The sequence below is a fragment of the Streptomyces sp. UC4497 genome, assembly GCF_054871485.1.
This window is the reverse complement of record NZ_JBTYHB010000044.1, coordinates 30,327-52,226: the sequence shown is the minus strand read 5'-3', so window position 1 is coordinate 52,226 and position 21,900 is coordinate 30,327. Positions and strand designations below refer to the sequence as shown.

The window sequence follows — 21,900 nt, the reverse complement described above, 5'->3', positions numbered from 1 at the left end:
GTTTCGCGCAGCCGGTCATCGGACTGCCCCGTCAGAGCAACTGCCTCGTTGGGAGGACCCATGATTCACTCGTCGTTCAGGAGGCGTGGTGGCAAACTCCTCGGCCGTGGTGGCTCCACACGCCCTGCCCCTTCGCGGAGATACGCCCACGGGATACTGTCTCGTACCGTACTTGCCGCGACGGCCGTGGCAGGCTGCCTGGCGCTCGCCACCGCTCCACCCGCCCTCGCCGTCGACCGCACGGACACCGCGGGCGGCGAGGGGCGCGTAGACCACCGCACCTACCAGGCGTCCACGGGGGTGAACGACTACCTGGTCTACGTACCCAAGGGATGGAAGCCGTCCGAGAAGCTCCCGCTGTACGTCATGGTGCACGGCTGCGGCACCACGGCCGAGCAGCAGATGCACGCCAATCTGCTCAATCCGCTCGCGGACCGCGAGCGCTTCCTCGTTGCGTATCCCGACAACGGCGGCCAGTGCTGGCGCGCAGTCATCAACGACAAGGCAAGCACGACCCGAGGAGGCGGCGGCGACGCGGACATCGTCGCCGGGATCACCCGCGAGACCAGCGCCGCGTACAAGGCCGACACCGACCGGGTCTACCTCATGGGCATGTCGTCCGGCGCCTTCCAGACGAGCGCGACCGCCACCGCATACCCCGACCTGTACGCGGCAGCCGGAGTGTCCGCGGGAGGCGGCTACGGCATGGACTTCCTCACGTGCATTGCCGCACTCGATGCGACCGCCCCGCTGTACGCACCCCAGGCCGTCGCGCAGATGGGGGCGCGGGCGCACGTGATGCCCTTCTTCTCCATCGGCGGTACCAGCGATGCGCTCGGCGAGCAGCCCGCGCCCGGTGGGTGCGCCCGGCAGGCCTACCTGGAGTGGTTGGCCGTCAACAACCTGCTGAAGCCGGGGGAGGATGGCGCCACCTTCAGCGACGACCCGGCCTCGACGCGGACCGGCCAGGTCCCCGACGGCTATACGTGGAGCAGCAAGGTGGCCCGGGGCAGAGACGGCTGTCAGATCGCCGAGCGGTGGATCGTGGACGGCATGTCGCACTTCTGGCCCGGCGGCACCACCGACCCGAAGTACGCGGGCACCTTCAATGACCCCAAGGGCCCGAATGCCTCGAAGGCCTCGTGGAGCTTCTTCGAGCAGTTCACCCTCAGCGGAGGCAACACCTCATGTCGCAAGTGATCCTGCGGCGTCGCAGCGTGTTGGGGCAGCTCGCTCCGTATCCACACAAGTGCAGTTCACGCATGCGCAACTGTGCAATGTCGACGCATTCCCAGCACCGTGCCGGCTCCCTAGCGTTGCGGCCACCGCAGTTCCGCCTTCGGGAGGCGTGCCGGATGACCTCATGCGCTGGGGTCGGCAACGTTCTGCCTGATTCCGAGGAGAGGCCATGAGATCCACCCTTGTGAGCACACTGGCAGCAACCGTCATCGCAGTGCCCACGCTGGTCGCGTTGCCGGCAACGGCCGGGGCCGCGACGGGGCCGCCCGTCAGGTGCGAAGAACTCGCCGAACTGGCCGTCCCCGCCGACGCCTTGGGCCTCCCGACATCGGGAGGACATGTCACCGACGCGAAGACCGTCCCCGCCTCCGGCGCCGGGTCCGGGGCCGTCGGTGAGTACTGCCAGGTCGATGCGGAAATCTTCCCCGTCGACCCCGAAGCCCCGAACATCGAGATGCGCGTCGCGCTGCCGACCGAGTGGAACGGCAAGGGGATGATGTTCGGCGGCGGCGGCTACGACGGCGCCATTCCCTCGCTCACCACAGACGTCCCCTTCGGCGATGCCGGCGCGGGTACCCCACTCGCCCGCGGATTCGCCGTCTTCGCGAGTGACTCGGGCCACCAACTCGGCACGAACGACTGGAACCACGCGGGCTCGTTCGCACTGAATGACGAGGCGCTGCGCAATTTCGCCGCCGACGCGCTCAAGAAGACACGCGACGCCGCGATGTTCCTCATCGGTGAGCGTTACGGCAGGCAGCCGAGCCACTCCTACTTCGCCGGTGTGTCCAGCGGCGGCCGTGAGGCTCTGGCCGTGACACAGCGCTGGCCCCATGACTTCGATGGTGTGATAGCGGGGGCTCCGGCATGGAACGCCGCCACGCTCGACCTGTGGTTCGGCCATATGGCACAGATACTGCAGCGTCCGGGCGCCTTCCCGAGCTCCGAGAAGCAAAAATTGATCTACGACCGGGTCATGCGGAGTTGCGACGGCGACGACGGGGTACGCGATGGTGTCATCTCCGACGAGGCCGGATGCGACTTCGACCCGAAGGTTCTGCGCTGCCCCGGCGGCGAGGACAGTGGCGCCACCTGCCTTTCTGACGCTCAGATCAAGGCGGTCCGGGATCTGTCCTCGCCCGTCGAGTGGGGCTACAAGCTGGCCAGTGGTGAACGCGGCTACCCCGGCCTTCCCTTCCTGTCGGGTGCGGACATGGGCACGCCCGGGCTCGGGATCGGTACCAGGGCGCCGACGCAGCCGCTGGACCTCACGACAGGTTTCGCGGCTCTGTTCTGGGACCAGTGGGCAAAGTACTTCATCACGCGTGATCCTGACTTCGACGGACTGAAGCTGGATCCGCAAAAGCCCGGAAAGTGGAAGGAACGCATCAGTGAGCTGACCGCACTGCAGGACATCAACAACCCTGACCTCAGTGCGTTCGCCAAGGCCGGCGGAAAGCTACTGCTCGTGCACGGGACCGCGGATCCAGTCGTCAGCCCTCGCTCAACTGCCGAGTACTACCAGAGGGTCCGCGCCACGATGGGGGCACGAGCCACCTCGAAGTTCCTGCGGATGTACACCATGCCCGGCATGGGCCATGGAGGCCCCGCCGCGTTCACGGCCGGTTGGGATTCGCTGAGCGCCCTGCAGCGGTGGAGCGAGAAGGGCATCGCACCGCACGAGCCGGTCGTCACCGACCTCAACCCGTCCGCCTCCGGGCGTACCCGGCCGCTGTGCGAGTACCCGGAATGGCCGCGGTACAACGGTCTCGGTGACCCCGACCGGGCCGAGAACTTCACGTGCGTGCGCTCATGAGTTGAGCTTCTCATCCGGGGATGTCATGTGCCCGGAGCCGCGGTGGTGGACAGTACGTCGCCCATCTCCCGCATGGTCCGCCTGAGTTGAGTCACCATGGCGGCGACCGCGGGACGTCGCAGGGTGTCCTCGCGGGCGACGAGCCAGTAGGCCATCTCAACCGTGACCTCGTCGGGCAGTAGCCGGACGAGGTCACGGTGTGGAGCGATCATGAAGGTGGGCAACAGTCCGATGCCGCCACCGGCACATGTGGCCTCGATGTGGGCGAAGACATTGGTGGATGTCACCGCGTCGCGCATCTCAGGGAGATAGCGCCGCCCCACGTCCAGGTCGTCGACCTGAAGCATGGACGAGATGAAGTAGATCAGGCGGTGGCGGGCCAGATCGTCGAATCCTGTAGGCGTTCCATGACGCTCCAGGTAGCCCGGGGTGGCATACAGGCCCAGGACGTACCCACCGAGCCGGAGCGCGCGGGCCCGCATGACACGTGGCTCTCCGACGACGATCTCTATGTCCAGGCCGGAGCGGTGCTGCGCGGCCCGCCGGGTCGCGGAGACGATCTCCACGCTGATTCCCGGGTGGTCCTGGTGCAATCGGGCCGCCGCAGGGGCGGCGACGAACGTGGTGAAGCCGTCAGGGGCCGACAGCCGGACGACGTCCTCGATCTCCGCACCGACCTCTGAGCCCGACTCCAACTTCTGCAGCACACCATCGACTTGCTCCGCCGCGGCCAGCGCACGGCGGCCGAGGTCGGTGAGCTCCCACCCGGAGGCCGCACGAACGAGCAACTTGCCGCCGACCGCCCGTTCCAGCGTGGCGATACGCCGAGAAACGGTGACCTGGTTGACCCGCAGGGACTCGGCCGCCCTGCTGAACCGGCCACTGCGCGCGACCTCCAGGAGAACCAGCAGGTCGTCGGCGCTCGCACGGGAGGGATGCATCTGCACATTTTTGCAGGGCCGCCTTGCGAATCAAGCCCTTCACGGTGCATTGACCTGACATTCCTGTCGATCGAAACTCTGTCGCACACCCCCCTTGGACCTGGTGCACCCGGGCCGGCTCCGTCCTGCATCGACCACGGACAGGAACTTCCATGCCTCACAACCCCGCTCCCGAAGGCGCGCGCGGGCCGGCACTGCGACGCATCGTGTACGCGTCCATGGCCGGCACGGTCGTCGAGTGGTACGAGTTTTTCCTCTACGCCACGGCGGCGACGCTGGTCTTCGGAAAGCTGTTCTTCCCGCCGGGCAACAGCGAACTGGAGGGAATCCTCGCAGCGTTCGTGACGTACGCGGTCGGGTTCGCCGCCCGTCCGCTGGGCGGCCTGGTCTTCGGTCATTTCGGCGACCGCCACGGCCGCAAGACCCTCCTCCAGGTCAGCCTCGTCCTGGTGGGCATCGCGACATTCGGGATGGGATGCATCCCGAGCTTCGATGCCATCGGTTACGCGGCACCGGTACTCCTCGTCGTCCTGCGCTTCGTCCAGGGCTTTGCGGTGGGCGGCGAGTGGGGAGGCGCGGTGCTTCTGGTCGCCGAGCACAGCCCCGACGAGCGACGCGGCTTCTGGTCGAGCTGGCCGCAGGCGGCCGTCCCGGTCGGGAACATCCTCGCCACCGCCGTACTGCTGCTCCTCACCTCGACCTTGTCCGACGAGGCGTTTCTCGCCTGGGGTTGGCGCTTCGCCTTCTGGCTCTCCGCGGTGATCGTACTGATTGGCTACTACGTGCGCACACACGTCACTGACGCGCCGGTTTTCCAGGCGGCGCAGGCCGAGGCGGCTCAGCGCTCGGCCGAGCAGTTCGGCGTGTTCGAGGCGGTGCGCAGCTACCCCCGTGAGGTGCTCACCGCCATGGGCCTCCGGTTCGCCGAGAACCTCATGTACTACCTGGTGGTCACCTTCTCGATCACTTACCTGTCGGTCGTCGTGGAGACCGGCACCGACCGCATCCTGCGGCTCCTGCTCCTTGCTCACGCCGTGCACTTCGTGGCGATACCACTGGCAGGCGCCCTCACGGACCGGATAGGCCGTCGCCCCGTCTACGCGGCCGGAGCCGTCCTCGGGGGAGGCTGGGGCTTCATCGCCTTCCCGATGATGGACACCGCCCAGGACGGCGTCATCCTCGCCGCGATCGTGATCGGCCTGCTCGTGCACGCGTTGATGTACGCGGGGCAGCCCGCGCTGATGGCAGAGATGTTCCCCACCCGGATCCGCTACTCCGGGATCTCCCTCGGCTACCAGGTCACCTCGATCGCAGCCGGCTCACTCGCGCCGATCATCGCCGTCGCGCTCCTGGAACGCTTCGACAGCTCGGTCCCGATCGCCCTGTACCTCGCCGCGGCCTCGGTCGTCACTCTCGTCGCGGTCGCCTGCGCCAGGGAGACACGGGGCATCTCCCTGGCGTCCCTCGACCGTCCCGTCGGCTCTCACCAGCACAAGGAAATCCGGACATGATCTCCGATACGTTCCAACACACTTGGGACTCGGCCGTAGGCCGAAACCCCCACTCTCCCTTCCTTGTCTTCCGTGCGGAGTCGGGCGAGATCACCCAATGGACATACGAGGAGTTCGACGCCGTAGTGGCCCGCACGGCCGGGGCCCTGCGGGCCGCCGGGGTCGTCCACGACACGGCTGTGCACGTCGCCCTGCGCAACTGCCCCGCCTTCGTAGCGCTTTGGCTGGCGGTGGCACGCCTGGGCGCCTGGATGGTGCCGGTCGATCCGGCCTCGTCCGTGCGTGACATCGACCGGCAGGTGCGTCGGGTGCGGCCCGTGGTCGGCGTGTGCGCGTTCACCCGTGACCACGTCTACCGCGAGGGCGTGGGCGACAGGATCCCGGTAGTTCTGGCGCTGGGGGAGGACGCTGGTGATGTGAACGGCGTCAGTGGGCCCCTCTTCGGCGCGCATCCCGTGGAGAGGGGCGAGCCGGTACGGCCGGTGGACCGTCTCGCGGTCATGTTCACCTCCGGTACCACCTCCGAGCCCAAGGGAGTTGTTCTCACACAGGCCAACTACGCCCACGTCGCAACCGTGATGGCGGAGGCGGCACAGTTGCGGCCGCGCCACCGCTGGCATGTCACCCTTCCCTTGTTCCACGCCAACGCCCAGTACTACTGCTTCGCACCGGCTATTGCCGTCGGCGCGAGCATCGCGCTGAGCGCCGCCTTCAGCGCCTCCGGCTGGGTGGCGCACGCCCGCGAACTGAGGGTCACCCACGCGAGCCTGTTTGCCGCTCCGGTGCGAATGATCCTGGCCCGTACGCCGAGTGAAGAGCCGCCGCTCCAGTTGGAACATGTGTGGTTCGCACAGAGCCTGGGCGCCGAGCACTACGAACGATTCGCACGACTGGTCGGCACCCGCCCCCGGCAGTTGTACGGCATGACGGAGACGGTCGCGATCGTCACCGCCGACGCGGGCACGCACCCTGTCCACGACGCGATCGGCTCCCCGGTCGCAGGCCGCCGCATCCGTGTGACGGACCCGGCGAGTGGGGATGAGGCGGCACCGGGTGTGCCGGGAGAGCTCCATGTGCTCGGCACACCCGGACGCGATCTCTTCGTCGGCTACCTCAATGACGAGAAGACCACCGCCAGGGCTTTCACCACCAGTCCGGAGGGCACATGGTTCGCCACGGGCGACCTCGTCGCCCGCAGTGCCGACGGCGTGCTGCGATTCACCGGCCGCGTCGACGACGTCATCAAGGTGGCGGGCGAGAACGTCAGCCTCACCGAGGTCGAAGCCGCGGTGGCTCAAGCCCCCGGTGTTCTGGAGGCCGCGGTGGTCAGTGTGCCCGACCCCGTACGCGACACGGTGCCCGTCGCCTACGTCGTGGCCCGCGATCCCGGCGAGCCACCTCGCGCGGACGACCTGGACGCGTGGGCCGCCCGTAACCTCGCGCCCGCGGCCCGGCCACGCGCCTGGCACCTCATCGACGAACTCCCGCGCACCAGTGTCGGCAAGGTCCGGCGCTTCCGCGTCGGCAAATGACACCTCACCCACGACAGCACCCGGAGCACGCCCGTGAGCGCACCAACCGCATCACTGAACCCGCACCGCCGCGTCGCCCTGGTCACCGGCTCCGCACAAGGCATCGGTGAAGCCATTGCCCAACGCCTCATCGCAGACGGTGACATCGTCGTACTCCTCGACATCGTGCCGGCGGTCAAGGACACCGCGACCCGCATCGGGGCGGCCGACGCGCTCCGCGTGGACGTACGCGACATACTCGCCCTTCAAGCGGCCGTGCACGATGTTGCCGCCCGCTTCGGCCGACTCGATATCCTCGTCAACTGCGCGGGCACCTGTGGTCGCGAATCTTTCGAGGAACTCACTGTCGCCACCTGGCAGCGGGACCTCGACACCAACCTCACCGCGATGGCGTTCGCCTGCCAGGCAGCGGTCTTCCCGCACATGAAGCAGCAGGGAAGCGGGCGCCTGATCAATATCGCGTCCGTCTCCGGCAAGGTCGGCGGCATCGGCCCGGTCGACCCGGCCGGCAGCGGTGGCCGATCTGGCGCCGCCTACGCCTCCGCGAAGGCCGGAGCGATCAACTTGACTCGCTGGATCGCCCGACAGACCGGTGCCTGGGGAATTACGGCGAACGCGGTGGCTCCCGGGCCGATCGCGTCGCCCATGGCGGCAGGAGCCGAGTACGGAGTGTCCCAATCACCTGTACCCCGCATGGGTGAGCCCGCCGAAGTGGCGGCGGCCGTTGCCTACTTGACGGGGCCCGGCTCCTCCTACACCACGGGCACCTGCCTCCACGTCGACGGAGGGTACGTGCTGGCGTAGGTGTGAGGGCGGACAACTCGCCCGGCTCGTCCTGAACCTCGGTTTCGATGTGCGCCGTGCCCGTGTCCGCGGGGCTGCGCCGGGAGGACCAATGGCCCATTCATCTGTGAAGTGTCCCTGGAACAACAACAGTCGTGGCACATCTTGGCGCTCTGGATCCGCACGCGGATCGACCCGGCCGACGTGGCTTCGTGCGGTGCTGGCCGTGCTCGCCGCAGCGAGTCTCCTGGTGTTCGGGGCCGCTCCCTCCGGCAATGCCTCAATCGATGACGCCGGCGGTGGACAAGGCCGAGTCGACCACCGGACGTACAGCGCGTCGACCGGCGTGAACGACTACCTGGTGTATGTGCCGGAGGGGTGGAAGGAGACCGACGAGCTCCCTCTGTATGTGAATTTGCACGGCTGCGGGACGACGGCTGAGCAGATGATGAACGCCACCCAGCTCAACCCCATGGCGGACCGTGAGCGGTTCCTTGTCGCCTACCCCGACAACGGCGGGCAGTGCTGGGGCGCGGTCGGCGATGACAAGGCCCACAAGACCCGAGGGGGCGGCGGTGACGCCGATATCGTGGCCGGTATCACTCGTGAGACCAGCGCCGCCTACCGTGCGGACCCCGACCGTGTCTATCTCATCGGCGGGTCGGCGGGCGCCTTCCAGACGAGCGCCACGGCTGGGGCTTATCCCGACCTGTATGCGGCCATCGGCTTGGTCGCGGGCGGCGGCTACGGCATGGATTTCCTCACCTGTACCACGATGTCCGACCTGGCTGCTCCGCTCTACGCACCACAGGCGGTCGAGCAGATGGGGCCGCGGGCGCATGTGATGCCCGTCGTCACCCTCGGGGGGACCAATGACGTCCTCGGGGAGCAGCCGGCACCAGGAGGGTGCACCCGACGTGCCTACCTCGCGTGGTTGGCGACCAACAATCTCCTGAAACCAGGGACGGACGGTGACACGTTCCGGGATGATCCGGCCTCGACCGTCACCGGACAGGTCCCCGACGGCTACGCGTGGACCAAGAAGGTTGCACGGGATCGGAGCGGCTGCCAGATCGCCGAGCGATGGATCGTGGACGGAATGGGGCACGCATGGCCGGGCGGGCCGACGGCCCCGGATGATGCCGGCAGCGACCCTCAGGGCCCCAGCGCCTCCGAAGCGTCGTGGAGTTTCTTCAAGAAGTTCACACTCGGTGGAGGCAACACAACCTGTGACGGGTAGCTCCATAACCGGGCCCGGTGGGTCGGCGTTTCGGCCTCATGGGGAGTGGGACGGTACGAGGAGGTCGTCGATGAAGGCACGTACGGTCGCCCGCATGTCGACCTCCTCGGGGTCCAGGAGCCACTGCAACTGGACGCCGTCCAGGACGCTGAGCAGCAGTGTGGCCAGGGTGAGGGGCGGCACGGAGGTGCCGATCTCGCCACGTTCGGTGGCTGCTTCGAAGGCCTCGGTCAGCAGTTCCCGGGCCTTGCGGTAGCGATCGCGGAAGTGCTCGTGCGCCGGGTGCTCGACGGAGGTCGCCTCCGCCGAGAGAACGCAGTGAAGTTCAGCCAGGCCGGGATGCGCGATGTTCTCGGTGAGAATCCGCATCACGTGATCAGTGATGTCTGTGCGCGAGGGGGACGGAGGGAGCGCGGTGCCCTCCGTCACGGCGGGGCGGTCCCGTTCGTCGAGTACGGCGGCGAGCAGGGCGTCTTTGTCCGGGAAGTAGTACGTCAGCCCGGCGGCGGTCATGCCGAGTTTTGTCGCCACGTCCTTGAAGGTCGCTCCCCTGTATCCGGTGGCGCCGAAGAGTTCGGCCGCGGCTTCGACCGCTGCCGCCCGCACCCGGGCGCTCTTCGCGTAGGGTCCCCTCGCGCTCGCCACCGCTGAACCAGCCTCTCTTTACGTGGTCGGGACTCGCCGACAGGAAAACTTACTCCAGTGAGATTTTAGGTGCCTCATGCCGCGGTGACGTCCTGCCCGCCGTAGCCGTCACGGGCGACCCTCCCGAGCCAGCTCAGACTCGGCTTCGGGGTGCGTTCGAAAGTCGTCCGGTCGACTGCGATCAGGCCGAACGTCGGCCCCCAGTGGCCCCATTCGTAGTTGTCGAACGCTGACCAGTGCAGGTAGCCGCGTACGTCGATGCCGTCGTCCACGGCGGCGAACAGTGCGCGGAGCGCCTCGGAGGTGTAGCGGATGCGGAGCTGATCGTCCCGGGTTGCGATGCCATTCTCGGTGACGATGATCGGGGTCCCGTTCGTCACCTCGGCGGCGTTGCGGACGGCGATACCGAGAGCGTCGGGGCGATAGGCCCAGCCGGTGAGGGTGTTGTCCGGGTGTGCGGGGTGGGGGACGATCCCGTTCGCGTCGACGGTCTGGCTGGTGTAGGTCTGCACGCCGACGAAGTCGTCGCCGCGGGAGTGTTCCAGGTAGAAGTCCTCCCAGACGTGTTTCACCTCGGCGAATTTGGCCTCGCTGCCCGGGGCCGGGGTAAGCGCCTGGCAGGCGACGGTCCAGCCGGTTTTGGCGTCGGTGCGCGTATGAAGAACGTCCTGGGCGGCGGCGTGCGCCTCGGCCAGGACCGCACCGATTCGGGGATCGGGTGTGGGCAGGGCTGAATTGGGTCCGGCCGCGACGGTCATCGATGTCGCCCGCCCCGAGACGAACCGGTCGACCATGCGCGTCGACAGTGTCAGGACGTTGGGCTCGTTGATCGTGCACAACCACGGAACGTCCTTGATGATCGTGGCCACCTGCTCCACGTAGCGGGCGAAGCGGTCGACGCCCTTCCCGCTTTGCCAGCCGCCCTCCTGGACGAACCACAGGGGGTGGGTGAAGTGCTGGAGGGTGACGACGGGCGTGAGGCCCAGTTCGAACGCGGTGTCGATCATGCGGCGGTAGTGGGCCAGGACGTCGCGGTCGAACTCACCGGGCGCTGGTTCGATACGGGCCCATTCCAAGCTGAAACGGTATGAGTTGAGGCCCGCTTCGGCCAGCAGGCTCATGTCCTCGGGGTAGCGGTGATAGCTGTCGATGGCCTTCCCGCTGGGCTCCATGGCACTCTTCGGCTGGTTCTCGAGCCACCACCAGTCGTTGTTGGTGTTGTCTCCCTCGATCTGGTGGGCCGACGAGGCGGCGCCCCACAGGAAGTTCGGTGTGTTCGACATGGGTTCCTTCTGTTTCTAGCGGGTGGTCGCGGCATGGTCGGAGCACACGGCCGTGGTCGTACAGGTGAATTGGTGGTGGCCTGCTCCCCGGTGTTGAACGTCGCCATCGGGCAGGACGACCTCAGCGGTCGAGGTCGGGGGAACGTCGACGTCGAGCGTGAAGTGGGTGCCGTCGAGGGCCCAGTTGACGTCGATCGGGCCGCGCGGGGTGAGATGGCAAAAGCGGGCCGCTGTGAGTCCGCCGCCCGGGTACGGGCGGACGACGAAGTGCTCCCAGCCCACCGACGACGAGTGTTGCCGCAGCCCCGCCACGTAGGCATGCAGGAACTGGATCACCGCGCCCTTGCTGTAGTGGTTGAGTGAGGCGTGGGCGTTGCCGTTCTCATCGACGCCTTCCCATTCCTCCCACATGGTCGTCGCGCCGCGGTCGAGCATGCCCAGCCAGGAGGGGATGCCGCGGCGCAGGAGGAGGGCGTACGCCAGATCGGTGTGGCCCGCCTCGGCGAGGGTCGGCAGCAGGAGGCCGGTGGTGAGGAAGCCGGTGCCGATCCGGTCGTCGTTTTCATGGATGAGGGCGACAAGGCGGTCAGTGGCGGCGTCGCGCAAGCCGCCGGGGAGGAGACCGAAGGCGAGCGCGCGCACGTACGCGGCCTGGGTGTCGGCGGCGGTGTGTCCGTCGGGGCGCAGGAACTCGGTGCGCCAGGCGTCGCGTACGCGTTCGGCCAAGGTGCCGTAGTGGGCGGCCTCTTGGGGGCGTTGGAGGACGGTGGCCATGGCGCTGAACCGGGTCAGCGAGCGGAACAGGTAGGCGGTGGCGACCTCGCCCTGGTCGGTGGCGAACAGGTTCGCGACGGACAGCGGTGGGTCGTCGGCGCGGCGCGGCTCACACCACTCGCCGAAGTGGAATGGGCCGTCCCAGACGTACTGTTCGTGTGGCGCGGGCGCGGCGGTGCGGGAGGGGTGGCGTATCTCGCGGGCACAGCGCAGGGCGTATTCGATCCAGGCCCGCATGCTTTCCCAGCTCTCCGCCAGGATCTGGGTCTCGCCGTACTCGGTGTACAGCGTCCACGGCACGTCGATCAGGGCGTCGCCCCAGCCCGCGGAACCGCCGCCGACCAGCCCGCTGTGGTCCGGGTGTTCCCGCATCCGCTCGGAGTCGGGGGAGAACATGGCGGGCAGCCCGCTGTCGAGTTGGTCGTCTCGGACGGACCGCAGCCATTTGTGGCCGATGCCGGCGATGCCGTAGAGGCGCGCGGCGACAGGCGCGTAGAGGCCGAAGTCCCCGGTCCAGCCGGAGCGTTCGCGGGTGGGGCAGTCGGTGGGGATGTCGACGATGTTGCCTCGGAAGCTCCAGTCGGCCGCCCGGTGGAGCCGTTCGAGTTCGGGGTCACTGCAGCTGAACCAGCCGCGTTGCTCCAGGTCGGTGTGGACCGCCACGACGGTGATGTCGTTGCGGTCCAGGGCGCGGCCCGGGTGGGTGACACGCACGTAGCGGAAGCCGTGGACGGTGTGGCGGGGCTCGAACTCCTCGCCCGCGTTGCCCGCGGCGGTCACTTCGTCGATCTGGCGGCAGGGCAGGGGTGTGCCGTCGGGCTTGGCCAGGTCGAGGTGGGCGGTGGTCAAGTCGCCGTCCACGGTGAGGTGTTCGCCGAATTCGAGGCGGGTGTGCGCTCCGTTGGCGCCGAGGTTGCGCAGGCGCAGCCATCCGGAGATGTTCTGTCCTGCATCCACGATCGACACACCTTGGTGTAGCGGGGTGACCGAGCGGGGGCGCCACTGCGCTACGCGGCGCACCGGCGGCGCGGGGGACCAGCTCGGGGTCGGTGCTGTGACGGTGTCCACCCGGACCGGTTCATCGGGCTCGTCCGCGGGCCGGATCCGCAGGTCGATTGCCTGCCCGTGCATCAGGTCGGCCCGTGTGATCGGCGAGGGGCGAGTGGTCCAATCGGGGCCGGTTGCAGCGGCCGTCGTGACCGTGCCGGAGTCGTCCTGCGTCTCCAACTCGGCCCGTACGGCGAGGATTTTGCCCCAGACGTCCCGCATCTGCTGGCCGCCGTTGCGGCCGCGGAACCAGCCGTCCGAGACGGTGAAGGCGAGGGTGTTGGGGCCCGGGCGCAGTAGAGAGGTCACGTCGTACGCCTGGGCATGGAGCGTTGTTTGGTAGCTGGTGAAGCCGGGGGCCAGCTCGATGTCGCCGACCCGGGACCCGTTCAACGTAACCTCGTAGATGCCCAGTGATGTCGCGTACAGCCGTGCGTGCGAAGGGAGTTCGGCGAGTTCGAACGACGTGCACAGCTCCCAGGCGGCGCGGTCGACGGCATCGGTGTCGTGGTCCGGCGGCGAGATCCAGCGGCCTGTCCAATCCGTCTCGTGCCAGAGCGCGGAGCGCACGGTCAGCGTGTCCGACCAGGAGGACGAGTCCCCTCCCGCCACCCGCACGCGGAGGTCGACGCGCGTACGGCTCGGGATCGGGGGCCACGGCCAGACGGCCCGTGGTGCGGGGCCCTGAGTGCGGTGGTGTTGCGGCGCACCACCGTTCCAGCGGGCCTCGATCTCGTACCCCGTGCGGGCGCCCGGACCTGCTGGTGGTAGCCACCTGAGCGGGGGAGTGCGAGTCGCGAGGACTCCCGAGCCGGGCTGCTCGCCGGCGGACAGCCTTGTGGGCCGGGGGTCGAACTGCGTCATACTTGTCGCTCCTTGCTGTGAAAGGGAGGCGTGGGGGTGCGTCACCTGCCCGCTGGTCGTGTCCTCCAGGTGTGAAGGATGGTCAGACGAGGCCGCGCACGCGGCGCACAACCACGCCGCCGATGATCGCGACAGCGCCTCCGGCGAGGTAGAGAACCGGATATCCGCCCAGAGCCGTCATTCCGCCGAGTGCGAGGATCGCGGGCGCCAGCATTGGCCCTATTGAGCGGGGGAGTTGGTCGGCGATCACGAACAGGGACATGAACTTGGCGTTGTCCTTGTCGCCGCCGGGCAGCACGCTGATGACCAGCACCCCGTCGGTGGGAATGAAGAACCCGGTAGCGAGTGCGATCAGCGCACTGCCGACGAAGAAGAGCGGGACCGAGGGGGCGAAGGCAACGACGGCGCTTCCGGTGGCCAGTAGCAGTGCGGAGATCAGGACCAGAGGCTTGCGGCTGCGCACCTTGTCCGTGACGAAAGAGCCAACGATGGTGCCGACCAGCGCGCCCAGCATGCTGAGCACGCTGTTGGCCGAGATCAGCGAGGGCAGTTCCTTCTTGCCCACCCCGAGGTGGTCCGTGAGGTAGTAGATGGCAAAGGACCCTGTGAACGCGATGCCGAAGGTGATGAGGAAGCGGCTGAGCCACACCCAGGAGAAGTCCGGCGCGCTCTTGGGGTTGAAGATGTATGCCCGTGCCACGGTGCGGACAAGAGGTTGTTGCGGGACCTCCGTCGGGCTCAGTGTGCGGTCCCGGTAGATCCACACGCCGATGACGAAGGTGACGATGAGCAGCGGCACACCGCCGGCGGCCATCAGGAACTGATTGTCGATGAACTGCGGCCCCACGATGCCGGCGATGAGCGCGGCGAGCAGACCGAGCATCGACTCGAACCCGACGACGCGTCCTCGGGCATGCTCGGGAATGCTGTCCGGAGTCATGGCCGAATGGGACGCGTTGGCGAGTGCCTGCCCGATGGCGAGGACCACCAACGCGCCGAAGACGGCAGGCAGGCTCCCGGCGAGGCCGAGCCACGTGAGGCCCACGACGGCCAGCGCGGCGCCGATAGCCAGGCCCGGCCTACGCATGCCGTAGCGCGAGGTGGTGCGGTCGCTCAGCGCACCACAGAGGGGGGCGAGGATCATACCGCCGAACGCCGTGATGCCCGTGGCGACGCCCAGTGCCGTCTCCTTGTTGTCCGGCGCGATGCGCTCCATGATCAACGGCAAGGCCACCAGCGCGGGCAGCATGGCCGCCACGGTGTTGCCGAACCTCATGATCAGGATGGCGGTGACGGCCCGCTTGGACACCTTTTCCACTGACACTTGGTCGGCTGGCCCGTCGGCCTCGGTGGAAACCGCGGCAGCGGAGCGTCCCCCGGCGGAGTCCAAGGCATGGGACTCGTGCGTGGAGGTGGCCAGGTCTGGTTGCGGCTCGGGCTGGGGCATCGCAGATCTCCTGTGATCGGCGAGGGAAATCTAGCCGGTGCTAGATATTGACGGTCGGGACCGTAGCAACTAATTCTGTCTGCGCATAGATTTTCGGTTGACGGAAATCCGCGACCCCCGAGGTGCCCGTCCGGCCCGGGCCGGAGTCCCGTGTCACACCTCGAACTGCCGAGGAGAGGCGATCCATTGATATCCGACAGCAGCACCCACCTGGCCTCCCTTCACGCCCACATTCAGAAGGCCGTGGACGACGGGATCTGGCCGGCCGCGCAGTTTGCCGTCGCTCGACACGGCGAGATCCTTGCCCACGAATCTTTCGGTGAGGCGAGGGACAGTGACCGATTCTGCCTCTTCTCCACCACCAAGCCGATCGTGGCATCCGTGATGTGGCAGCTACTGGGCGAGGAGCTCATCACCCTTGACACCAAAGTGGCCGAGGTGTGGCCCGAGTTCGCCGCACACGGCAAGGACACCGTCACCCTGGAACATGTGCTGCTGCACACCTGCGGCTTGACGAACGGAGTCATCGACCGTGAGTCGCTGCCGGATCGGGAGGCCCGGACGGCTGCCATGGCGCAGTGGCAGCTGGAGTGGGAGCCCGGTGCGCGCTATGAGTACCACGGCTTCTCCGCACACTGGGTGCTGGCCGAGCTGATCCAACGGCTGACCGGACAGGACTATCGTGAGGCGCTGCGTGCCCGGGTTCTCGACCCGCTCGGGCTCGACAGCCTCGAACTGGGCGTGCCCAAGGAGCAGCAGGGTGATCTTCAGCGCGTGGTTGCGACCGGCGCGTACCCGCTGGAGGCACTGGAAGTGATCATGGGCCGTGCGGTCGACGCCGCAGTTCTGGAAGCGAGCGACGCCGTGGTGCTGGCTGTCGCCAATGAACCGGACCTGGTCTCGCTCGGTGTGCCCGGTGCGAACGCCTTCTCCGACGCGGCGAGCGTTGCCCTCTTCTATCAAGAGCTGCTTCACAACACGTCCGGCCTGTGGCGGCCGGACGTGCTGGCGGACGCCACGGGCCGGATCCGTAACACCTTTCCAGCCGACCCACTGCGCTCGGACGCCCCCGCCAACCGCAGTATCGGCCTGGTCATCGCAGGCTCGCACGACGCCGGGTCGTTGGAACTCCCCATGTACGACGCCCCCTTGCGGATGCGTCCGTACGGCGGCAATACCTCACCACGTGCCTTCGGCCACACCGGAGCCGGCGGCCAATCCACGTGGGCGGACCCCGAGACCGGCCTCTCCTTCTGCCTGCTGACCAGCGGAATGGACCGGGACATGGTGCGCGACCACCAGCGGCACACCGCGATCGAGTCGCTCGTCCCCGAGTTGGCGTGAAGACGGTCCTTGTCGAGCAGCGGCCACAGAGCACCATCTATTACTGAGGAAGCACATGTCACCCGTACAGCCCAGCCGGCTCAGCCTCCTCGAGCAGGCGTCCCTCACCTCGGGCGCCGGCCCTTGGTCGACCACCGCCGTCCGTGACGTCGTGCGAACCCTGCACGTCTCTGACGGTCCGCACGGGGTGCGGCACAGCAAGCCGGACGATGGGAACGTGTTCGCCGAGGCCTTGCCCGCCACTTGCTATCCGCCCGCCGTCACCATGGGGTCGAGCTGGGACCCTGCCCTGTTGCACCGGGTCGGGGCCGCGCTGGCCCGGGAAGCGTCCGCGCTGGGTGTCGACGTGGTGCTCGGTCCTGGTGTGAACATCAAGCGCAGTCCGCTGTGTGGGCGCAACTTCGAATACTTCTCCGAAGACCCGCACATCAGCGGCGTCTTGGGGGCGGCTCTGATCAATGGGATCCAGTCGCGGGGCATCGGCGCGTGTGTGAAGCACTTCGCCGTGAACAACCAGGAGACGGACCGGATGCGGGTCAGTGCGGACATTGACGAGCGCACCCTGCGGGAGCTGTATCTGCCGGCCTTCGAGCACATCGTGCGGGAGGCGAAGCCGTACACGGTGATGAGCGCCTACAACCGGGTCAACGGGGTGTACGCGAGCGAGAATCCGTGGCTGCTCACGAAGGTGTTGCGTGAAGAGTGGGGCTTCGACGGACTGGTGATGTCCGACTGGGGCGCCGTCACCGACCGGGTCGCCGCGCTTGCTGCGGGCTGTGACCTGCAGATGCCTCCCAACGGTACGGATCACCGGATCGTCTCGGCGGTCGAGGAGGGGCGCCTCGACCCGGAGGTCGTCGCAACGGCTGCCCGCCGCTTCCTTGACCTCCAGGAGCGGATGGACCGGGCCCAGCGCTTCGACGACTGGGACGAGAGTGCCCATCACGAGCTGGCCCGTGAGGCGGCGGGCGCGGGTGCGGTACTGCTGAAGAACGAGGACAGCCTGCTGCCGCTGGACCCGGCGGCGCGTTTGAAAGTGGCGGTCATCGGAGAGTTCGCCCGCACGCCTCGCTATCAGGGACACGGCAGTTCCCGCGTGAACCCCTCGCGCCTCGACAACGCCTGGGATGCCTTGCGCGCAGCGGCCGGGCCGAGCCTTGAGCTGACCTTCGCCCCTGGCTTCCCAGTGGACGGCACCACCGATGTCGCGCTCACCGAGGAGGCGGTGGCGTGCGCGGCCGAGGCGGACGTGGTGCTGCTCTTCCTCGGGTTGCCGGACGACTCGGAGACCGAGGGAGAGGATCGTACCGACATTCAACTTCCCTCAGTTCAGCGTGAGCTGGTCGGTGCGGTATCCAAGGAGTGCCCGCAGGTCGCAGTGATTCTGGCGAACGGTGCCACGGTCTCGGTGAGCGAGTGGCATGACGACGTACCGGCCGTGCTGGAAACATGGCTAGGCGGCCAGGCTGGCGGAACGGCCGTGGCCGACCTCGTTTTCGGCGCGGTCAGCCCTTCGGGCAAACTCACGGAAACCATTCCGCTCCGCCTCCAGGACGTCCCCTCCTACCCGCATTTCCCCGGCCAGGACGGACACAGCGTGTACGGCGAGGGCCGTTACGTCGGCTACCGCCACTACGACACCATGGATCTGCCGGTCGCCTACCCCTTCGGCCACGGCCTGAGCTACACCACCTTCGCCTACAGCGACCTGCACGTCGAGCAGACCGGCGACAACGCGTGGACGGTCCGAGCCATGATCACCAACACCGGTAGTCACGCGGGCGCGGAGATCGTCCAGCTCTACGTCGCCTTCGACGAGGCGCACCCCACTCGCCCGCGACACGAACTGCGCGGCTTCACCAAACTGGCGCTGCAGCCGGGGCAATCGGGTCGGGCGGAGTTTCACCTCACTGGCCGTGACCTGGCCTGGTACTCGACCCGCCGCGGCGGCTGGCGTGTCGACCCCGGCGTATTCACTGTCGAGCTCGGCGCCTCCTCACGGGACATCCGGCTGAGCGCCGAGCTGCACACCCCGGGCGATGGCATCACCAACGAGCTGACATCCCAGTCTTTGCTCGGTGAATGGCTCGACCACCCCGTCGGCGGCAAGCTGCTGCGCGAGCGCCTCGCCGCCCGCCCAGGCGCCGTCCAGCTCGACGGAATCGCGCCCATGGCGCTGAAGATGGCCGGGCAGATTCCGCTCGACCGGTTCGTCGGCCCGATGCTCGGCCTCGACGAGGAGGCCGTCCACGCACTGGCCGCCTCGGTACGCGCGGAGACAGCCGACGTTACGAGCGCCACGCAGTGACTTCCTTCCCACGTCGGCCACAGCACGACCCGCCCCTGTCGGAGGAGCCATCAATGACCACGCCGCAGCACACCTTGCACCCCCAACTCGCAGAGCGAGCGGGCCGGTTGGCGGATGGACCGATAGAAGACCTCACCGCCCGCGACTTCGAGCCGCTCGCCGAGCCATACGGCCCGTACGAAGACTGGGAGTTGGCGATCGACGACCGGAAGGTGCCGGGCCCGCAGGCGCCGATCCCGGTGCGCGTCTACCGCCCGGCCAGCCCTGCGCAGTCGCCGCGCCCCTGCCTTGTCTGGCTGCACGGCGGTGCCTGGGTCGCCGGTGATCTCGACATGCCCGAGGCACACGAGACGGCCCGGGGGATCGCAGGCCGGGCCGACGCCGTCGTGGTCTCCGTCGACTACCGCCTGTGCAACGAGGACGTGCGCTTCCCTGCCCCGCACGACGACGTGGTTGCCGCCTACCGCTGGGTGCACGACCATGCCACCGCCCTGGGCGTCGACTCGGCCCGCATCGCCGTCGGCGGAGCCAGCGCCGGCGGCAACCTCGCGGCCGGAGCCGCTTTGCGCCTGCGCGACGAGGGCGAACCCCCCTGGCAGGCGCTGCTGATCTACCCCTTGGTGCACGCCCCGTTGCCCGGGCCCTCGCGCGAACTGGCAGCCGCCCTGGCCGAACTCCCGGCGGCCTTCGGTCTGCTCACCAAGAACCTTGACCAGGTGTTCGGCCCCTACCTGGGCAACGTACCGATCGAGGCGGCGCCTCCGTACGCCTTCCCGGGCCTTGCGCAGGACCTGAGCGGCTTCCCGCCCACCTACATCGACAACGACGAGTTCGACCCGCTGCGCAGCAGCGGTGAACAGTTCGCCGAGCAGCTCCACGCTGCCGGGGTCGACGTCGAACAAGCGCTCTCGGCAGGGGTGATTCACGGGCACCTCAACCTCGTGGGCCTCGATGCCGCGCATGCCACGCTCGACCGGATGGCTACCCGGCTGCTTGGACGCTGACGGACCGACACCTTGACCTGAAGTAAAGCTAAGGCCTAGCTTGGCTCAAGGTGGGAGTGCGGGTTTCCGCGGAACGCCTGCCTGCTTTCCCCCTGCCCCGCAACACGAGCATGGGGAAGGGGCGCCCGTTTTCGTCCGTGCTGTCGAGTAGTTGGATCGGTGGCAGGGGCGTTGAGTGGGGGGAGTCCACCCCGCCACCGGACTTTGTGTGCCGACCTGAGTCGGCACGCGGAGCCGGGATTGACGGCGGCCAATGGAGATTGGTGTGTGATGGAGAAACCTTTGTCATGCTCGCGGCGATAGCACTCCCGGCCTCTCACCACGTCGGTCTGTGGACCACCAACCGCCGGGAGCCGTCGCTCCGGACCCCCGACCGACGTGTGACAGCGCCACCAACAGCAAGAGCAACAGCAACAGCGGTTCGGTCGTGTCTTGTTGGGCGCCACACTCTGCTCGTGCCGGTAGGCGAAATGAGCCGCTGCCCCCACCTCACTCCGACTCGGTGCGCCGAGCCGGGACTACACCAGCCCGATGGAGGTCGACATGAAATCGACACGGAGCTCATCCCTGCTCGCAGTGTGCGCAGCCGCTGCTCTGCTGTTGTCACCCGCCGGGCCCGTAAGCGCCGATGATCCCGGCGGGAACGAGCCACTGCCCGGCTACACCGACGGCACTCCGCAGCTGCCCCCGCTCATGGTCGATGGCAAGCCCACCCAGGTCGTCCAGGGGATGTACCGCCACGCTGCCTACTATCTGGAGGTCCCGCCGAAGTGGAATGGAGAGCTTGTCGTCTGGGCCCATGGCGATCAGGGCGACGGGACCGAGCTCAAGGCGGAACCACCGGTCGGCGGGCTGCGCAAGCAGTTCGTCGATGAGGGCTACGCCTGGGTCGCTTCGAGCTTCCCCACCACCGGCTACAACGTGGGTCCCGCGGTCACGAGCTCTCACGATCTCGCCGAGTACGCAGCCACTGAACTGCTCGGCCACCGGCCCAGCCGCACCTACATGACCGGCGGTTCCATGGGCGGTCACGTGGTCGCCCGTTCGCTCGAGGAGCACCCGAAGTACTACGACGGTGCGTTGTCCCTGTGCGGCCAGGTCGGCGCTCGCAGACTCTACGACTACTTCCTCGATGGAAACCTCGCGGCCCAGGCCCTGTCCGGCGTCGACGCCTATCCGGCGGGGGCCGACTACCAGACGGACGCGCTGCCGCTGATCAAGAAGCGGCTCGGGATTACCGACCTGAAGCCGGGTGAGAACCCCACGACTGTGGCCGGACGCCAGTACCAGCAGATGCTCACCGAACTGACCGGCGGCCCTCGACCGGCAGCAGATGCGGCCTTTGGTCTCTACGCGGATGCCATGCTGGTGGGCGGGCTGCCCACGATTGCCGGCCATCAGGCGCAGAACCTCACCACGCGCTACGAGCCGACCACACCGGTGGATATCAATCCGACGATCGAGCGCGTGGCCCCGGACGACTGGGACGAGCGCAACAGCATGGAGCTCAATGACATGCCCCGCGTTCTGGGCAAGCCGGGCGTTCCCGTGATGAGCATGCACACCATGGACGACATGCTCGTGCCGCTGTCCATGCAGCAGACCTACACCAAGCAGGTGGCCGACAATGGCCAGTCCGACCTGCTCGTGAACCGCGAGATCCGGTCCGCCATGCACTGCGACTTCTCCGACGTCGAACTTGGCAAGGCGTGGAAGGACCTCACCAGCTGGGTGGAACGCCGCGAGGCCCAGGGGGAGGAGACGGCCCGCCCCGCCGGCGACGACATCCTCGACCGGAAGCAGGTCGCTGCCCTGACATTCGGCTGCCGCTTCACCGACCCGAACGCCCCCGCAACGCCCACTAGCGACTCGCGGAAACTCTTCCCCGCTTGTCCCGAGGGAGACACGCAGGGCTGACGGTGACGCTTGGCTCGCCTACGAGGAGATCGGTGTAGTTCGAGAGACCCGGCCGGCTGCGCGGGTGTTGGTGCCCGAGGGCACCCGCTTGGCCTGTAAGGGCTACCTACCGGGCCGTGACGGCAGTCGGCGGTCCCCGCGTGGGCAGGCACGGTGAGCAGGCCGAGCGAGGTCCGTTCATGGAGGGCGGAGGAGAGCGAGCCAA

The 21,900-nt window shown here is 67.9% G+C and carries 16 protein-coding genes; 10 read left to right on the top strand and 6 right to left on the bottom strand.

All coding sequences use genetic code 11. The features are described 5' to 3' along the window. Positions 1-186: 186 nt before the first annotated feature. Positions 187-1,200, top strand: coding sequence for an extracellular catalytic domain type 1 short-chain-length polyhydroxyalkanoate depolymerase (locus ACYSUO_RS37145; protein ID WP_461780612.1), 1,014 nt, complete (start codon positions 187-189; stop codon positions 1,198-1,200). Positions 1,201-1,408: 208 nt separating this feature from the next. Next, positions 1,409-3,055, top strand: coding sequence for a tannase/feruloyl esterase family alpha/beta hydrolase (locus ACYSUO_RS37140; protein WP_461780611.1), 1,647 nt, complete (start codon positions 1,409-1,411; stop codon positions 3,053-3,055). Between the two features lie 23 nt (positions 3,056-3,078). Here ACYSUO_RS37140 and ACYSUO_RS37135 read toward each other — a convergent pair whose 3' ends face one another. Beyond that, on the bottom strand, positions 3,079-3,996 hold the full coding sequence (locus tag ACYSUO_RS37135) for a LysR family transcriptional regulator (protein WP_422479674.1): 918 nt from the start codon (positions 3,994-3,996) through the stop codon (positions 3,079-3,081). A 152-nt stretch (positions 3,997-4,148) separates the two neighbouring features. Between ACYSUO_RS37135 and ACYSUO_RS37130 the strand changes: the two genes are divergently transcribed. From ACYSUO_RS37130 to ACYSUO_RS37115, 4 genes are all read left to right on the top strand, one after another. After that, the gene (locus ACYSUO_RS37130; protein ID WP_422479676.1) at positions 4,149-5,507 is read left to right on the top strand and encodes an MFS transporter; all 1,359 of its coding nucleotides are present in this window, start codon (positions 4,149-4,151) and stop codon (positions 5,505-5,507) included. Then, positions 5,504-7,039, top strand: a complete 1,536-nt coding sequence (locus ACYSUO_RS37125) for a class I adenylate-forming enzyme family protein (RefSeq protein ID WP_461780610.1) — start codon at positions 5,504-5,506, stop codon at positions 7,037-7,039. Before ACYSUO_RS37130 ends, ACYSUO_RS37125 begins: the two co-directional genes overlap by 4 nt. Positions 7,040-7,072: 33 nt before the next feature. After that, the gene (locus ACYSUO_RS37120; RefSeq protein ID WP_461780609.1) at positions 7,073-7,843 is read left to right on the top strand and encodes an SDR family NAD(P)-dependent oxidoreductase; all 771 of its coding nucleotides are present in this window, start codon (positions 7,073-7,075) and stop codon (positions 7,841-7,843) included. Positions 7,844-8,039: 196 nt separating this feature from the next. Continuing rightward, positions 8,040-9,062: an extracellular catalytic domain type 1 short-chain-length polyhydroxyalkanoate depolymerase gene (locus tag ACYSUO_RS37115; protein WP_461780608.1), complete on the top strand. Its 1,023-nt coding sequence runs from the start codon at positions 8,040-8,042 to the stop codon at positions 9,060-9,062. A gap of 36 nt (positions 9,063-9,098) precedes the next feature. On the opposite strand, the gene ACYSUO_RS37110 is transcribed toward ACYSUO_RS37115, so the two are convergent. The 5 genes from ACYSUO_RS37110 to ACYSUO_RS37090 all read right to left on the bottom strand — a co-directional run bounded on the left by ACYSUO_RS37110 (position 9,099) and on the right by ACYSUO_RS37090 (position 15,431). Then, a complete protein-coding gene (locus ACYSUO_RS37110; protein ID WP_461780607.1) occupies positions 9,099-9,707 on the bottom strand; it encodes a TetR/AcrR family transcriptional regulator in 609 nt (202 codons plus the stop codon). 74 nt (positions 9,708-9,781) lie between these two features. After that, positions 9,782-10,990 carry a glycoside hydrolase family 1 protein gene (locus ACYSUO_RS37105; protein WP_461780606.1) on the bottom strand — a complete coding sequence of 403 codons (1,209 nt, stop codon included), beginning with the start codon at positions 10,988-10,990 and terminating at the stop codon, positions 9,782-9,784. 15 nt (positions 10,991-11,005) lie between these two features. Further along, complete coding sequence (locus ACYSUO_RS37100; RefSeq protein ID WP_461780605.1) at positions 11,006-13,381, bottom strand: family 78 glycoside hydrolase catalytic domain; 2,376 nt, start codon at positions 13,379-13,381, stop codon at positions 11,006-11,008. A 376-nt stretch (positions 13,382-13,757) separates the two neighbouring features. Beyond that, entirely contained in the window at positions 13,758-15,122 is a 1,365-nt protein-coding gene (locus tag ACYSUO_RS37095; RefSeq protein WP_461780604.1) for an MFS transporter, read from the bottom strand. Positions 15,123-15,275: 153 nt separating this feature from the next. Continuing rightward, on the bottom strand, positions 15,276-15,431 hold the full coding sequence (locus ACYSUO_RS37090; protein ID WP_461780627.1) for a hypothetical protein: 156 nt from the start codon (positions 15,429-15,431) through the stop codon (positions 15,276-15,278). On the opposite strand from ACYSUO_RS37090, the gene ACYSUO_RS37085 reads away from it, so the two are divergent. The 4 genes from ACYSUO_RS37085 (at position 15,366) to ACYSUO_RS37070 (ending at position 21,695) form a co-directional block, all read left to right on the top strand. Beyond that, on the top strand, positions 15,366-16,466 hold the full coding sequence (locus tag ACYSUO_RS37085) for a serine hydrolase domain-containing protein (protein WP_461780626.1): 1,101 nt from the start codon (positions 15,366-15,368) through the stop codon (positions 16,464-16,466). The genes ACYSUO_RS37090 and ACYSUO_RS37085 overlap by 66 nt on opposite strands. Positions 16,467-16,683: 217 nt before the next feature. Further along, positions 16,684-18,774 carry a glycoside hydrolase family 3 C-terminal domain-containing protein gene (locus ACYSUO_RS37080; protein ID WP_461780603.1) on the top strand — a complete coding sequence of 697 codons (2,091 nt, stop codon included), beginning with the start codon at positions 16,684-16,686 and terminating at the stop codon, positions 18,772-18,774. Positions 18,775-18,827: 53 nt separating this feature from the next. Next, positions 18,828-19,778: an alpha/beta hydrolase gene (locus ACYSUO_RS37075; RefSeq protein ID WP_461780602.1), complete on the top strand. Its 951-nt coding sequence runs from the start codon at positions 18,828-18,830 to the stop codon at positions 19,776-19,778. Positions 19,779-20,309: 531 nt separating this feature from the next. Further along, positions 20,310-21,695, top strand: coding sequence for an alpha/beta hydrolase family protein (locus tag ACYSUO_RS37070; protein ID WP_461780601.1), 1,386 nt, complete (start codon positions 20,310-20,312; stop codon positions 21,693-21,695). Positions 21,696-21,900: the final 205 nt, after the last annotated feature.

Excerpts from the sequence above, each read along its gene's own strand:
- ACYSUO_RS37140 (WP_461780611.1), top strand. The coding sequence starts at position 1,409 with ATGAGATCCACCCTTGTGAGCACACTGGCAGCAACCGTCATCGCAGTG.
- ACYSUO_RS37135 (WP_422479674.1), bottom strand. The coding sequence starts at position 3,996 with ATGCATCCCTCCCGTGCGAGCGCCGACGACCTGCTGGTTCTCCTGGAG.
- ACYSUO_RS37130 (WP_422479676.1), top strand. The coding sequence starts at position 4,149 with ATGCCTCACAACCCCGCTCCCGAAGGCGCGCGCGGGCCGGCACTGCGA.
- ACYSUO_RS37125 (WP_461780610.1), top strand. The coding sequence starts at position 5,504 with ATGATCTCCGATACGTTCCAACACACTTGGGACTCGGCCGTAGGCCGA.
- ACYSUO_RS37105 (WP_461780606.1), bottom strand. The coding sequence starts at position 10,990 with ATGTCGAACACACCGAACTTCCTGTGGGGCGCCGCCTCGTCGGCCCAC.
- ACYSUO_RS37095 (WP_461780604.1), bottom strand. The coding sequence starts at position 15,122 with ATGCCCCAGCCCGAGCCGCAACCAGACCTGGCCACCTCCACGCACGAG.
- ACYSUO_RS37075 (WP_461780602.1), top strand. The coding sequence starts at position 18,828 with ATGACCACGCCGCAGCACACCTTGCACCCCCAACTCGCAGAGCGAGCG.
- ACYSUO_RS37070 (WP_461780601.1), top strand. The coding sequence starts at position 20,310 with ATGGAGGTCGACATGAAATCGACACGGAGCTCATCCCTGCTCGCAGTG.